Source organism: Actinocrinis sp., from assembly GCF_035653575.1.
GTDB lineage: Bacteria > Actinomycetota > Actinomycetes > Streptomycetales > Catenulisporaceae > Actinocrinis.
Genome location: NZ_DASRBQ010000092.1, coordinates 1 through 13520, shown reverse-complemented (window position 1 = coordinate 13520; position 13520 = coordinate 1). Strand labels below are relative to the sequence as shown.

Genomic DNA, 13520 nt, shown 5'->3' with positions numbered 1-13520 from the left:
GTGGATCCGCCGGGGTCGCGGGGACGTGTGAGGGAGCGATGAGCGAATCGGCCGCGCGGCCAGGAGGCGGGACCGCCACCTCGCCGAGTGTGCTGCCCGGACCGCTCGACGAGCGCTCCCCGCGCAGCTCCAAGCCGGTCGGACCGCGCCGGCTGCTGACCGAGCTGATCGAGTTCATCTACCGGCTGGCCGGCTCGACGCTGGCCACACCGAAGGTCGCGGTCGGCGTCTCGCTGGCCGGGCTGCTGCTGATCATGCTGGTCGGCGTCCTGTCGCCGAACTTCAACACGCTGCCGCCGAACCACACCGGCGACCCGGCCAACCTCAAGCCGCTGGTCCTGCCGCTGTCCGGGCACCTGTGGCAGCTGCCCTGGTTCGTCTCCTTCCCGCTGACCTATCTGGCGATCGTGCTGCAGTGCCTCGGCCTGGCCGGGCTGCTGTGGGCCAACAGCCGGGGCTGGCGGCCGAACCCGCGGCACCTGTTCCTTGCGGTGAGCGCGATCGTCGCGGTGATGGTGAACATCACCCCGGTCGGCTCCTCAGACGCGGCCAGCTACGCGGCGTACGGGCACGTGGCCAATCACGGCTTCGATCCGTACACCAACGGTCCCGACATCCTCGGCCAGCAGAACCCTTACACGCAGTCGGTGGGCCCGATGTGGACCCGCACCCCCTCCGTGTACGGGCCGATGGCCACCTGGGTGCAGCAGCTCGCCGCCTGGCTCGGCGGCCTGAGCCCCGGCTCGACCGTGCACTATCTGATGATCTTCAACGGGGCGGTCTTCCTCGCCGTCGGCTACTTCCTGCTGAAGACGGCCGACGACCCGGTGCGCGCCTCGCTGATGTGGGTCGCCAACCCGGTGCTGATCCAGCAGCTCGTCGCGGGCGGCCACCTGGACACCTACGCGGCCGCCGCGGTGGTCGTCGGGGTGCAGATCGCCCGGCGCGGAACGCAGGGCTGGCGTTATCTCGCAGCAGGGTTGGCCGTCGGCGTGGCCTGCGCGTTCAAGATCAACGCCGGGCTGGTCGGCGCCGGCCTTGCCTGGGCGCTGGCGATGCGGCGCGACTGGTGGAACCTCGGGCGGCTGGCGGTCAGCGGCGTCGGCTCGGTGGTCTTCTTCTACTCCTTCTACGGCCTGCACGCCTTCAAGCAGCTGCTCACCGCGTCCAGCCTGGTGGCGACCCCCTCGCCGTGGCGGGCGCTGCAGCTCGCCCTGCAGGGCGGCTTCGCCGTGTTCGGAGCTGGGGACCTGGGGCAGAACATCGGTTCCGCGGCCACCTCGATCCTCTGGCCGATCCTGATGATCGTGGTCGCGGTGCTGATCTATCGCCGCTTCTCCCCGGACCAGCCGGCCATGGTGACCGTCCCGTTCGCGCTCTGCTTCGCCTGGATCGTGGTCGCGCCCTGGTCGCTGCCCTGGTACGCCGCGCTGGCCTGGGTGGTGCTGGCGCTGCTGCCGCGCAACCCGATGACCCGCTGGCTGACGCTGGTCACGGTGTTCCTCGCGCTCATGCACTCCTCCGGCGGCGGCCCGGCGCCCTGGGCGAACTCCTGACCGCCCGGCTCTCGCCGACCTGACCACCCGGCTCTCGCCGACCTGACCACACTGCGAGCACCGAGGGGCCGCTACACCGGGAATCGATAGCATGGCTATATGCGTTCCCCGGTGTGCCCATGGCCGCCAACGCGCCAAGAGCCCATACCGTCCAGGAGCTGAATTCATGGCCGTCCAGGTCTCCATCCCGACCATCCTGCGCAGCTACACCGACGGCGCCAAGCGCGTCGAGGCCGAGGGTGGCACGCTGCGCGAGCTGATCACCGACCTCGACCAGCGGCACCCCGGCATCGGCGAGCGGCTGATCGAGAATGGCGAGCTGCGCCGCTTCGTGAACGTGTACCTGAACGACGAGGACGTCCGCTTCACCGGCGGACTGACCACGCCGCTGGCCGACGGCGACGCGGTCACCGTCCTGCCCGCGGTCGCCGGCGGCGCCCGCTAATCGCGACGATGCGCTACGACTCGCTGCTCGACTCGCTCGGGCACACGCCCCTGGTCGGCCTGCCCAACCTCTCGCCGAACCACGAGGTGCGGATCTGGGCGAAGCTGGAGGACCGCAACCCCACCGGCTCGGTGAAGGACCGGCCCGCGCTGGCGATGATCGAGGCCGCGGAGGCGGAGGGCAGGCTCGCGCCCGGAGCCACCATCCTCGAGCCCACCAGCGGCAACACCGGGATCGCGCTGGCGATGGCGGCCAAGCTCAAGGGTTACCGGCTGATCTGCGTGATGCCGGAGAACACCAGCGAGGAGCGCCGCCAGCTGCTGCGCATGTGGGGGGCCGAGATCATCCCCTCCCCGGCGGCCGGCGGCTCAAACGAGGCGGTCCGCGTCGCCAAGGGCCTGGCGGCCGAGCATCCGGACTGGGTGATGCTGTATCAGTACGGCAATCAGGCCAACTCCGGCGCGCACTACGCGGGCACCGGTCCCGAGCTGCTGGAGGACCTGCCCACGATCACGCACTTCGTGGCGGGACTGGGCACGACCGGCACGCTGATGGGCGTGGGCCGGTATCTGCGCGAGAAGGTGCCGGGCATTCAGATCGTGGCCGCCGAGCCTCGCTATGACGATCTGATCTACGGACTGCGCAACCTGGACGAGGGCTTCGTCCCCGAGCTTTACGACGAATCGGTCCTGACGACCCGTTACTCGGTCGGCTCGACGGACGCGCTGCGCCGCACTCGGCAGCTGCTGGAGGTCGAGGGCATCTTCGCGGGGATCTCCACCGGCTGCGCGCTGCACGCCGCGCTCGGCATCGCCCGCAAGGCCGCGCAGGCAGGCGAGCGGGCCGACATCGCGTTCATCGTCGCGGACGGCGGCTGGAAGTACCTGTCCACCGGCGCGTACGAGGGCACCCTCGACGAGGCCGGCGACCGGCTCGAAGGGCAGCTGTGGGCTTAAGCACGCCTGGTCCTTCCCGGGCTTTACACACCGGCACGTTCAAGGCGGCCCTTCTGCGGTTATGGTTGCCCGGTGGCTGACGCACCGATCGGAATCTTCGACAGCGGCTACGGCGGATTGACCGTCGCACGCGCCGTTCTGGACCAGTTGCCGCACGAGCCGATCCTGTACTTCGGCGATACCGCACGGCAGCCGTACGGCACCAAGTCGATCGCGGACGTGCGCAAGTACTCGCTCGAATGCCTGGACACGCTGGTGGACCAGGGCGTGAAGATGCTGGTCATCGCGTGCAACTCGGCCAGCTCCGCAGTGCTGCGCGACGCCCGCGAGCGGTACTCGGTCCCGGTGATCGAGGTGATCCACCCGGCCGCCCGCCGCGCCGTGGCCGCCACCCGCAACGGCCAGGTCGGCGTGATCTGCACGCAGGCGACCAAGACCTCTGAGTCGTACGAGGACGCCTTCGCCGCCGCCCCGCACATCCGGCTCATCACGCAGGCCTGCCCGCGTTTCGTCGAGTTCGTCGAGGACGGGGTCACCGGCGGCGAGGAACTGATCAAGGTCGCGACCGAGTACCTCGACCCGGTCGCCGCCGCCGGAGTCGACACGCTCATCCTCGGCTGCACCCACTATCCGCTGCTGACCGGCGTGATCTCTTATGTGATGGGCGAAGGGGTCACGTTGATCTCCAGCGCCGAGGAGACCGCCAAGGACGTCTACCGGCGGCTGGCCAAGCTCGGCCTGATGCGCGACGAGTCGCTGCCGGCGCCGGTGCACGAGTTCCACACCACCGGCGATCCGGAGCGGTTCAAGGAGATCGGCCGCCGCTTCCTCGGCCCAGAACTGAGCCGCGTCTCCGCGGCGACTACGCTCGAGTCATGACCCAGGGATCTTCCCCGGCGGCCGGGTCGCAGCCGCCTTCGAACACTGCTTCGTCGAACCCCAGTTCCGACGCCTCCGGCTCCGGCGGCCGCATCGACGGCCGCTCCCCCGACCAGTTGCGCCCGGTGACCATCACCCGCGACTGGCTCGACCACGCCGAGGGCTCGGTGCTCGTCGAGTTCGGCCGCACGCGGGTGCTGTGCGCCGCGTCGGTGACCGAGGGCGTACCGCGCTGGCGCAAGGGGTCCGGGCTCGGCTGGGTCACCGCCGAGTACGCGATGCTGCCGCGTGCGACGCACGACCGCTCCGACCGGGAGTCGGTGAAGGGCCGCATCGGCGGGCGCACGCACGAGATCTCCCGGCTGGTCGGCCGGGCGATCCGGGCCGTGGTGGACTACAAGGCGCTCGGCGAGAACACCATCGTGCTGGACTGCGACGTGCTCCAGGCGGACGGCGGCACCCGCACGGCGGCCATCACCGGCGCGTATGTCGCGCTGGCGGACGCGATCGCCTGGCTGCGGAAGAACGGCTCGCTGCGCGGCGGCAAGGAACCGCTGACCGGCTCAGTCGCGGCGGTGTCGGTGGGCATCATCGACGGCGTGCCGATGCTCGACCTCTGCTACGAAGAGGACGTGCGCGCGGAGACGGACATGAACGTGGTGTGCACCGGCGACGGCCGCTTCGTCGAGGTCCAGGGCACGGCCGAGGGCGCGCCGTTCGACCGCGCGGAGCTGGCCGCGCTGCTGGACCTGGCCACGGCCGGCTGCGCCGACCTGACGGCGATTCAGCACAAGGCGCTCGGACAGTGAGCGGAGCGGATCCGGTGGCCGATTCGAGCCCTGTCTCCCCGGCCGCCGCCGCGAGGCCGCGCGTGGTGCTCGCCACGCGCAACCGGCACAAGATCGACGAGCTGCACGCGATCCTCGCGGCCACCGGCATCGAGGTAGAGCTGCTCGGCGTCGCCGACTTCCCGGACCTGCCGGACGTGCGCGAAACCGGGGTCACCTTCGCCGAGAACGCGTTGCTGAAGGCCGTCGACGTGGCGGGCCGCACGGGTCTTCCCGCCATCGCCGACGACTCAGGGCTCTGCGTCGACGTGCTCGGCGGAGCTCCCGGCATCTTCTCCGCGCGCTGGGCCGGCAGGCACGGCGACGACAAGGCGAACCTGGACCTGCTCCTCGCGCAGCTCGCCGACGTCGCGGACACGCACCGGCAGGCTCACTTCGCCTGCGCCGCCGCGCTGGCCCTCCCCGGCGGCGGCCAGGTAGTGCGCGAGGGCCGCATCGACGGCACGCTGCTGCACGCTCCGCGCGGCACGAACGGCTTCGGCTACGACCCGATCTTCCTCCCGGACGGCTACGACCGGACCACCGCCGAGATGCCGGCCGAGGAGAAGAACGCGATCTCGCACCGCACCCGCGCTTTCCAGGCCCTTGCGAAAGACCTGGCGAACCTGCTCTGACCCGGGCAGAGTCCTCACGCGGCGCCCGGCCTGAAGGCCGGGCGCCGCGGCGTTTCCGCGGTGTCGATCTTCCCTACCCGTTCCACCGAAAGATCGCCTACGTTCCCCCGAAGGTAACATTTTCATAACTGGTATAGACCGGTCCGCCTTCTGGTCTAGACCAGACCGAACCGGCGGGCCTACGGTGACCGCACTCCGGAAAATTCGGCGCTCCACTCCCTCCCGGTCCGGACTGACGCCACCTTCGGTGAAAGGCAACCCCCATGAAGCAACGCCTCGCGGCCGCCGCCGTCCTCGGGCTCAGCGCCACGCTGGCGCTCGCCGCCTGCAGCAGCTCGTCGAACTCCTCCTCCTCGGGTGGCTCGGCCTCCGGCGCGGTCACCATCAAGCTGGTCGCGGCCGACTACGGCACCGGCGCGTCGAACACCTCGCAGACCTACTGGCAGGGTGTCGCGGACGCCTTCCACAAGGCGAACCCGAACATCACCGTCCAGGTGCAGACCATCGACTGGAACGACCTGAGCTCCAAGGTCCAGACGATGATCCAGAACAAGCAGTACCCGGACGTCCTCGAGGGCCTGACCTACGCGCAGTACGTCCAGGACGGCATCGCGTACAAGGCTTCTGACGTGCTCGACGCCGCGACGCTTTCGAACATCAACCCGATCTTCGCCAAGGCCGGCGAGGTGAGCGGGACCGAGTACGGCATCCCGTGGACCACCTCCTCGCGGGCCATGTTCTACAACAAGAAGCTGTTCACCCAGGCCGGCATCAGCACCCCGCCGACCACCTGGGACCAGCTGAAGGCCGACGCGCTGACGATCGCCCAGAAGACCGGCAAGACCGGCTTCGGCCTGCCGCTCGGCTCCGAGGAGGCGCAGGCCGAGTCGCTGCTGTGGTTCCTCGGCAACGGCGGCGGCCTGACCGACGCCTCCGGCAAGTACGCGATCAACTCGGCGCAGAACATCGCCACCTACCAGTACCTGCAGGGCCTGGCCAAGTCCGGCGCGACCGAGCCGGACCCGGCCACCAAGAACCGCACCGACCTGTGGCAGCAGTTCGCGCAGGGCAACATCGGCATGATCAACGGCTCCCCGGCGCTGATCCCGATCATCCAGAAGGCCGGCGTGCTGCAGCCCGCCGACTACGGCGTGGTCGCGGTGCCCGGCAAGACCGCCCCGCTCACCTCTACCGTCGGCGTCGCGGACTACGTCGTCGCGCTGAACAACAACAACCACCAGGCGGCGATCAAGTCCTTCCTGGACTTCGCCTACAACGACCAGAACCAGCTGGCCTTCGACAACGAGTACGACCTGCTGCCGGCCACCACCTCGGCGACCAACAGCATGTCGAGCAACCCGCAGTTCGCCGGCTTCGTGAAGAACCTGGGCACCGCGACGCTGTACCCGAGCTCGCAGGCCAACTGGAGCACCGTGCTGACCGCGATCCAGAAGCAGATCGGCACCGCGATCACCGGCGACCCCAAGTCGGTGCTCGACCAGATCCAGCAGACCGCGACCTCCGGTCAGTAATCCGGGCCACGCCCGCCAAAGCTTCGGGTCCCGGCCGTCCCCCTCCTCGGCGCGGGCGGTCCTGATCGGCCGGGACCCGAAGGCCCCTGACACCTCGCCAACCAGCCCGCTGCACGGCTCACTGGCGCCGCGCCGGACGTACCCGCATGTGCGTCCGGCGCGGTGAACCCGTCCGGCCCAGCAAACCGTCCGGCCCACTAAACCGTCCGGCGCATGCACCCGCCGGCCGCCTGGCCGCCCCGGCCCTTCCCGAACTCGGCGGAGAGACCATGTCACTACCCCCCAACCCCCCGCTGCGGCGGCTCGGCCGGGCGGCCGCTCCCCTCGGCTGGGTAGGCCCCGCCGTCGCCCTGATCGGCTTCGCGGTGATCTGGCCGGTCTACGAGATGTTCCGGATCTCGTTCCAGCACTACAGCCCGGACGGCTTCCTGCTCGGCTCGGCCGGCTTCAAGAACTACACCAAGCTGTTCCAGGACCCGAACTTCGGCCCGATCATGATGCGCAGCCTGATCTGGGTGGTCGCGGTGGTCGGCCTGACCATGACGATCTCGCTCGGCGTGGCGCAGCTGTTCAACCAGCGCTTCCCGGGGCGGCGGATCGCGCGCTGGGCGCTGATCGCGCCGTGGGCCGCGTCCGTGATGATGACCGCGATCATCTTCCGCTGGATGCTCGACCCGAACACCGGCGCGATCAACCTGCTGCTGCGCAATCTCGGCCTAATCTCAAGGCTGGGCACCAGCCAGGCCGACTGGCTCGGCCGCCCCGACGCCGCGTTCGTCTGGATGATCGCTGTGGCCGTGTTCGTCTCGGTCCCGTTCGCCACCTACACGATCCTGGCCGGCCTGCAGACCATCCCCGGCGAGGTCTACGAGGCGGCGAAGATCGACGGCGCCTCGCATCTGCGCACCTACTTCGCGATCACCCTGCCGCTGCTGCGCCCGGCGATCCTGGTCGCCACCCTGATCAACGTGATGAACGTGTTCAACTCGTTCCCGATCATCTGGGAGATGACCCGCGGCGGACCCGGCTACGAGACGAACACCTCGACGGTCTACATGTTCAACCTCAAGCAGAACTTCATCGGCGAGTCCGCCTCGATGTCGGTGGTGAACTTCGCCGTGATCATCGTGATGGTGCTGGTGTTCCTGCGGGTCAGCAACTGGAAGAAGGAGGTGGCCTGAGCATGGCCGCGACCACCGCACCCGCCGCCACGCGGGCCGCCGCCGACCGCACCGGCACCCCGCAGGCCCGCCGCAACCCGCCGAGGCTGCGCACCGTGATCGTGGCCGCCGCGGCGTATGTCGTGGCCCTGATCTTCATCCTGCCTTACATCGAGATGGCGCTGACCGCGCTGCGCCCGCCGAAGGAACTGCTGGACGCGGACTACGTCCCGCACCACTTCGCCTGGTCGAACTTCACCTCGCTGTGGTCCACCGGCCTCGGCTCGAACCTGCGGGTCTCGCTGATGGTGGCCGGCGGTGCGACCGCGCTGGTGCTGCTGGTGGCGATCCCGGCGGCGTATTACACGGCGCGCCGCAGGTTCCGCGGCAGGTCGGTGTTCCTGCTGCTGGTGCTGGTGACCCAGATGTTCCAGCCGACCGCCCTGGTCGTGGGCATCTTCGGGCAGTTCAACCAGCTCGGCATGATCGACGACCCGACCGCGCTGATCCTGGTGAACGCGGGCTTCAACATGGCCTTCGCGATCTGGATCCTCAACGCCTACTTCGGCGCGATCCCCAAGGAGCTCGAGGAGGCGGCGCTGGTCGACGGCTGCACCCGGCTCGGCGCGATGTTCAAGGTGATCATCCCGCTGGCGCTGCCCGGCATCGTCACGGCCCTGATCTTCACCTTCATCGCCGCGTGGAACGAGTTCATCGTCGCGCTCACGCTGACCTCGACGCCGAGCAACGAGCCGCTGACCGTCGGCCTGAACAACTTCATCGGCGCTTACTCGGTGGACTGGCAGCACCTGTTCGCCGGCTCGGTCATCGCCACCATCCCGGTGATCATCCTGTTCGCCCTCATCGAGCGCAAGGTCGTCTCCGGCCTGACCGCCGGCTCGGTGAAGTAGCTCCAACGGCGCGCACGTGTCACCGGCCGATGGAAGCATGGAGGCAGTCGAGGGGAGGTCCAGTGGAGTTCGCGTTCACCGGCGAGATCTGGCACTGGCGCGGTCCGTCGCCGTTTCACTTCGTCACCGTTCCGGAGGAGCAGGCGGCAGACATCCAGGCGCTGGCGGCAGACGTCACGTACGGCTGGGGCATGATCCCGGTGCGAGTGCGGCTCGGCGGCACCGCTTGGAAGACCTCGCTCTTCCCCAAGGACGGCGGCTACGTGCTGCCGCTCAAGGACTCGGTACGCCGCGCCGAGTCGGTCGAACTCGGTGACATGGTCGAGGTGGAACTGACCGTCCTCGGCGGCTGACGCTTCGACACCTGCCGTCCGGCGGCGACTGGCCCGGTCAGGAATCGAGAAGCGAAGCCACTCCAGTCCCTCATAGCATCGAGGAAGCGCCCCCGCGTGAGAGACGGAGACACGATGAGCAAGGCCACGAGGACGGACACGGACTCTCCCGCGTCGGCCGGGGCGGACAGTCACGAGGTGATCCGCGTGCACGGCGCACGCGAGAACAACCTCAAGGACGTCAGCGTCGAGATCCCCAAGCGCCGCCTGACCGTGTTCACCGGAGTCTCCGGCTCGGGCAAGAGCTCCCTGGTCTTCGACACGATCGCCGCCGAGTCGCAGCGGCTGATCAATGAGACCTACAGCGCGTTCATCCAGGGCTTCATGCCGACGCTGTCGCGGCCGGAAGTCGACGTGCTCGAAGGTCTCACCACGGCGATCATCGTCGACCAGCAGCGCATGGGTGGGGACGTACGCTCGACGGTCGGGACCGCCACCGATGCGAACGCGATGCTGCGGATCCTGTTCAGCCGGCTCGGCAAGCCGCACATCGGCTCGCCCAAGGCGTACTCCTTCAACGTCGCGTCGATCAGCGGCGCGGGCGCGGTCACCGTTGAGCGCGCCGGAAAGACCGTCAAAGAACGCCGCTCCTTCAGCATCACCGGCGGCATGTGCCCGCGCTGCGAGGGTCGCGGAACGGTCACCGACATCGATCTCACCCAGCTCTACGACGAGAGCAAGTCGCTGCACGAGGGTGCGATCACCGCCCCGGGCTACACCGGCGGCGGCTGGAACACCCGGCTGTACGCGGAGTCCGGCTTCTTCGACCCGGACAAGCCGATCCGCAAGTTCACCAAGAAGGAACTGGACGACTTCCTGTATCGCGAGCCGACCCGGATGAAGATCGCCGGCATCAACATGACCTACGAGGGTCTGGTGCCGCGGATCCAGAAGTCGATGCTCTCCAAGGACAAGGAGTCGATGCAGCCGCACATCCGCGCCTTCGTGGAGCGCGCGGTCACCTTCACCTCGTGCCCCGACTGCGGCGGCACCCGGCTGAGCGAGGCGGCCCGCTCCTCGAAGATCAACGGGGTCAGCATCGCCGATGCCTGCGCGATGCAGATCAGCGACCTGGCCGAGTGGGTGCGCGGGCTTGCCGAGCCGTCGGTCGCGCCGCTGCTCACCTCGCTTGGCCAGACGCTGGACTCGTTCGTGGAGATCGGGCTCGGCTACCTCTCGCTCGATCGGTCCTCGGGCACGCTGTCCGGCGGCGAGGCCCAGCGCGTCAAGATGATCCGCCACCTCGGCTCGGCGCTGACCGAAATCACGTACGTCTTCGACGAGCCGACCGTCGGGCTGCATCCGCATGACATCCAGCGGATGAACGAGCTGCTGCTGCGGCTGCGCGACAAGGGCAACACGGTGCTGGTCGTGGAGCACAAGCCAGAGGCGATCGCGATCGCCGACCATGTCGTCGACCTGGGTCCCGGGGCCGGCGCGGCGGGCGGCACGGTCTGCTTCGAGGGCACCGTGGCTGGGCTGCGCGCCAGCGGCACGCTCACCGGCCGGCACCTCGACGACCGCGCGCGCCTGAAGCCCTCGGTGCGCAAGGCGACCGGAGCGCTGGAGGTCCGCGGCGCCAACGCGCACAACCTGCAGAACATCGACGTCGACATCCCGCTCGGCGTACTAGTCGTCGTCACCGGCGTCGCCGGCTCGGGAAAGAGCTCGCTGATCGACGGCTCGGTATCCCGCCGGGACGGGGTTGTGTCGGTGGATCAGGCTCCGATCAAGGGGTCGCGCCGGAGCAACCCGGCGACGTACACGGGCCTGCTCGACCCGATTCGCACCGCCTTCGCGAAGGCCAACGGCGTGAAGCCGGCGCTGTTCAGCGCGAACTCCGAGGGCGCGTGCCCCAACTGCAACGGCGCCGGGGTCGTCTACACCGACCTGGCGATGATGGCCGGGGTCGCGACGACGTGTGAAGACTGCGAGGGCAAGCGATTCCAGGCGTCGGTCCTCGAGTACACGCTCGGCGGCCGCAACATCGCCGAGGTGCTGGAGATGTCCGTGGTGCAGGCCGGCGAGTTCTTCGGCCGCGGCGAGGCCCGCACCCCGGCCGCGCACGCGATCCTCGACCGGCTCACCGACGTCGGGCTCGGATACCTCAGCCTCGGCCAGCCGCTCACGACGCTGTCCGGCGGCGAGCGGCAACGGCTGAAGCTGGCCTCCCGCATGGCCGAGAAGGGCGGCGTCTACGTCCTCGACGAGCCGACCACCGGCCTGCACCTGGCCGACGTGCAGCAGCTGCTCGGCCTGCTCGACCGCCTGGTCGACTCCGGAAAGTCGGTCATCGTCATCGAGCACCACCAGGCGGTCATGGCGCACGCCGACTGGATCATCGACCTCGGCCCCGGCGCCGGCCACGACGGCGGCCGGATCGTCTTCGAGGGCACGCCCGCCGACCTCGTCGCCAAGCGCTCGACGCTCACCGGCGAGCACCTGGCGGCCTACGTCGGGGCCTGACGGCCACCCACCACCGCCGCGATCCGCCGAAAACTCCGGTTCGGGCGCGTCGTCGTTGTGCGCTCGAGCCGGTAGTGCTGTCATAGCGTCACCGGCAGCGCCGCTCGAAGAACGGCTCGGCGTCCGACGTGGAGCGGAGGATGCGATCGATGGACCCTGAGCAGGTCGTGGCCGAATTCGACCGCGCTGTCGATGCCGGGGATGTAGATGCGCTCGACGCCGTATGCGACCCCGATATGATCACTCACTCTTTCGGCCCCTCCATGCCACAAGGCATCGAAGGGATGCGCAAGTTCGTCAGCGCGCGCAAGGCGACCGGCGGGGTCGGCGAGTGGGAACAGGTGGTCGTGGTCGCGAGAGGCGAGTACGTCGTGCAGTTCGGCACCCGCACCTACGACTGGCCCGGCGGAAAGTTCAGAGGCTTTGACGTTCCCGCCGGCAGTGCACGCCGGGACTGTGCGTTCCTGTTCCGCGTGCGAAACGGCCTCATCACCGATCGGTGGGCGATCCGCGACGACCTGGCCATGCTCGCGCTACTAGGCGCGGTAACCCCGACTCGGCCAGACGAGCTGCTGCATGGCACGGTAACTTCGTACCGCGACCGGCCCTTCGACTGAAGCGGACGGCCGATCCAGCGAGCGCATCGTGCTAGCAGGTCGGCCAAGGCGTTGTCCGACCACGCGTCCGGCACCAGAGCCGTGCACCTAGTGCCGCTGCCGACGCGGCTTTGGATGCAAAACAACCCCGGCCGATTCCGACCGGGGTTGTGCTGTGGAGATGGCGCTCGCCTACTCAAACCGCGTCTGACGTTGACGGCCGACCTCACCTTCCACTGCTAGGTGTAGAACATCGGACAGTCAAGCCTCATCGAGTTCTCAGCGGCTCGGAGGTACATCGCCACATAGAAGGCTGTACCGAGGTCGTCTCGCCAGCGCGCCGCGCGGTTCAAATTACCAGGCTCAGGCTCTTCACGGTCCATGAAGTACGTCGTCAACTGAAGATTGTCGCAATACGCCGGAACGTCGTCGGGCAGATCGATGACCGCCGCAAGGCGCCTGGCGACGGGCAACATGGGCTGTGCGCTCCTTACGGTGGTCGTGCTGCTGTAGCTCGACGGAAGCGGAAGGTCGATCGCTCCTTCAAAGTCGATTGGTATCAGAAGGTCCCACTCGAAGACTTCGGACTCCCCAGCCTCCAACTCGTCCGCGCAGAGAGCCGAGAAGCCGTCCATGGACGGTATGAGCTTCTCTTCGAATTCATTGCCTGAACCGCGCGGAAGCTGCTGCGGCTCAGGGATGTGCAGCGGAGTGCGGACGCCTCGCTTCTCAAGCTCCGTGACCAGCGCTTCGAACACCTTCGGCCAGCACGACTCCTCGTCGAAGTACCACGTGCTCGCGCTCACGAGATATACGCCCATAGGCATGCAGCGTACGCAGCAACCCCGACATAGCCGGTCATGATGAGCTCACCTTCCTGGCTTCGCAGCTTGTAGGCGCTGACGTCAGAACGGCGCACTACCGTGAGCTCGCATATCACCGCTCACAATGAGAAGGGCCTGCCATGGCCTTTGCCGCTCCAACCGACATCGACCAGCTCTTCACCCTCGGGCGCACGTACCAATTCCCGAAAGGTCAGCTACTGATCTCGAAAGGTTGGGGTTACGGGGGCTGGAGGGCGAGTCCGGTTCCGGCGATGAAGCCGTCCAGGATGCGTGGCCGGTATTGCAGGCTCTTGAGGCGGTTGCGTACGAGGGTCTCGAGC

General features: G+C 68.5%; 13 protein-coding genes and 1 pseudogene. 12 read left to right on the top strand and 2 right to left on the bottom strand.

Features of this window, described 5'->3' with window-relative positions; all coding sequences use genetic code 11:
- Nucleotides 1-38: 38 nt before the first annotated feature.
- The 12 genes from mptB to VFA06_RS13115 all read left to right on the top strand — a co-directional run bounded on the left by mptB (nucleotide 39) and on the right by VFA06_RS13115 (nucleotide 12376).
- Complete coding sequence (mptB, locus tag VFA06_RS13170; RefSeq protein WP_324840813.1) at nucleotides 39-1556, top strand: polyprenol phosphomannose-dependent alpha 1,6 mannosyltransferase MptB; 1518 nt, start codon at nucleotides 39-41, stop codon at nucleotides 1554-1556.
- A gap of 166 nt (nucleotides 1557-1722) precedes the next feature.
- On the top strand, nucleotides 1723-2001 hold the full coding sequence (locus VFA06_RS13165; RefSeq protein WP_324840812.1) for a MoaD family protein: 279 nt from the start codon (nucleotides 1723-1725) through the stop codon (nucleotides 1999-2001).
- A gap of 8 nt (nucleotides 2002-2009) precedes the next feature.
- A complete protein-coding gene (locus VFA06_RS13160; RefSeq protein ID WP_324840811.1) occupies nucleotides 2010-2957 on the top strand; it encodes a cysteine synthase in 948 nt (315 codons plus the stop codon).
- A gap of 72 nt (nucleotides 2958-3029) precedes the next feature.
- Complete coding sequence (gene murI, locus VFA06_RS13155) at nucleotides 3030-3836, top strand: glutamate racemase (protein ID WP_324840810.1); 807 nt, start codon at nucleotides 3030-3032, stop codon at nucleotides 3834-3836.
- Complete coding sequence (rph, locus tag VFA06_RS13150) at nucleotides 3833-4645, top strand: ribonuclease PH (protein ID WP_324840809.1); 813 nt, start codon at nucleotides 3833-3835, stop codon at nucleotides 4643-4645. Before murI ends, rph begins: the two co-directional genes overlap by 4 nt.
- A 14-nt stretch (nucleotides 4646-4659) precedes the next feature.
- Nucleotides 4660-5298 (top strand): XTP/dITP diphosphatase, encoded by a 639-nt coding sequence (locus tag VFA06_RS13145; RefSeq protein WP_324840808.1) that lies wholly within the window; start codon nucleotides 4660-4662, stop codon nucleotides 5296-5298.
- A gap of 263 nt (nucleotides 5299-5561) precedes the next feature.
- The gene (locus tag VFA06_RS13140; protein WP_324840807.1) at nucleotides 5562-6830 is read left to right on the top strand and encodes an extracellular solute-binding protein; all 1269 of its coding nucleotides are present in this window, start codon (nucleotides 5562-5564) and stop codon (nucleotides 6828-6830) included.
- Nucleotides 6831-7099: 269 nt separating this feature from the next.
- The gene (locus VFA06_RS13135) at nucleotides 7100-8011 is read left to right on the top strand and encodes a sugar ABC transporter permease (RefSeq protein ID WP_324840806.1); all 912 of its coding nucleotides are present in this window, start codon (nucleotides 7100-7102) and stop codon (nucleotides 8009-8011) included.
- Between the two features lie 2 nt (nucleotides 8012-8013).
- Nucleotides 8014-8901, top strand: coding sequence for a carbohydrate ABC transporter permease (locus tag VFA06_RS13130; protein WP_324840805.1), 888 nt, complete (start codon nucleotides 8014-8016; stop codon nucleotides 8899-8901).
- A gap of 62 nt (nucleotides 8902-8963) precedes the next feature.
- Nucleotides 8964-9254: a DUF1905 domain-containing protein gene (locus VFA06_RS13125; RefSeq protein ID WP_324840804.1), complete on the top strand. Its 291-nt coding sequence runs from the start codon at nucleotides 8964-8966 to the stop codon at nucleotides 9252-9254.
- Nucleotides 9255-9368: 114 nt separating this feature from the next.
- The gene (locus VFA06_RS13120; RefSeq protein WP_324840803.1) at nucleotides 9369-11759 is read left to right on the top strand and encodes an excinuclease ABC subunit UvrA; all 2391 of its coding nucleotides are present in this window, start codon (nucleotides 9369-9371) and stop codon (nucleotides 11757-11759) included.
- 149 nt (nucleotides 11760-11908) lie between these two features.
- Nucleotides 11909-12376: a nuclear transport factor 2 family protein gene (locus tag VFA06_RS13115; protein WP_324840802.1), complete on the top strand. Its 468-nt coding sequence runs from the start codon at nucleotides 11909-11911 to the stop codon at nucleotides 12374-12376.
- Nucleotides 12377-12594: 218 nt separating this feature from the next.
- Here the strand turns inward: VFA06_RS13115 and VFA06_RS13110 are convergent, their stop codons facing one another.
- A complete protein-coding gene (locus VFA06_RS13110; protein WP_324840801.1) occupies nucleotides 12595-13176 on the bottom strand; it encodes a hypothetical protein in 582 nt (193 codons plus the stop codon).
- A gap of 241 nt (nucleotides 13177-13417) precedes the next feature.
- Nucleotides 13418-13520: pseudogene (locus VFA06_RS26205) on the bottom strand (transposase); the annotation flags it as partial.

What these genes read in the sequence shown, in the direction of transcription:
- mptB (WP_324840813.1), top strand. Translation starts at nt 39, where the DNA reads ATGAGCGAATCGGCCGCGCGGCCAGGAGGCGGGACCGCCACCTCGCCG.
- VFA06_RS13165 (WP_324840812.1), top strand. Translation starts at nt 1,723, where the DNA reads ATGGCCGTCCAGGTCTCCATCCCGACCATCCTGCGCAGCTACACCGAC.
- VFA06_RS13160 (WP_324840811.1), top strand. Translation starts at nt 2,010, where the DNA reads ATGCGCTACGACTCGCTGCTCGACTCGCTCGGGCACACGCCCCTGGTC.
- rph (WP_324840809.1), top strand. Translation starts at nt 3,833, where the DNA reads ATGACCCAGGGATCTTCCCCGGCGGCCGGGTCGCAGCCGCCTTCGAAC.
- VFA06_RS13140 (WP_324840807.1), top strand. Translation starts at nt 5,562, where the DNA reads ATGAAGCAACGCCTCGCGGCCGCCGCCGTCCTCGGGCTCAGCGCCACG.
- VFA06_RS13135 (WP_324840806.1), top strand. Translation starts at nt 7,100, where the DNA reads ATGTCACTACCCCCCAACCCCCCGCTGCGGCGGCTCGGCCGGGCGGCC.
- VFA06_RS13130 (WP_324840805.1), top strand. Translation starts at nt 8,014, where the DNA reads ATGGCCGCGACCACCGCACCCGCCGCCACGCGGGCCGCCGCCGACCGC.
- VFA06_RS13120 (WP_324840803.1), top strand. Translation starts at nt 9,369, where the DNA reads ATGAGCAAGGCCACGAGGACGGACACGGACTCTCCCGCGTCGGCCGGG.
- VFA06_RS13115 (WP_324840802.1), top strand. Translation starts at nt 11,909, where the DNA reads ATGGACCCTGAGCAGGTCGTGGCCGAATTCGACCGCGCTGTCGATGCC.
- VFA06_RS13110 (WP_324840801.1), bottom strand. Translation starts at nt 13,176, where the DNA reads ATGGGCGTATATCTCGTGAGCGCGAGCACGTGGTACTTCGACGAGGAG.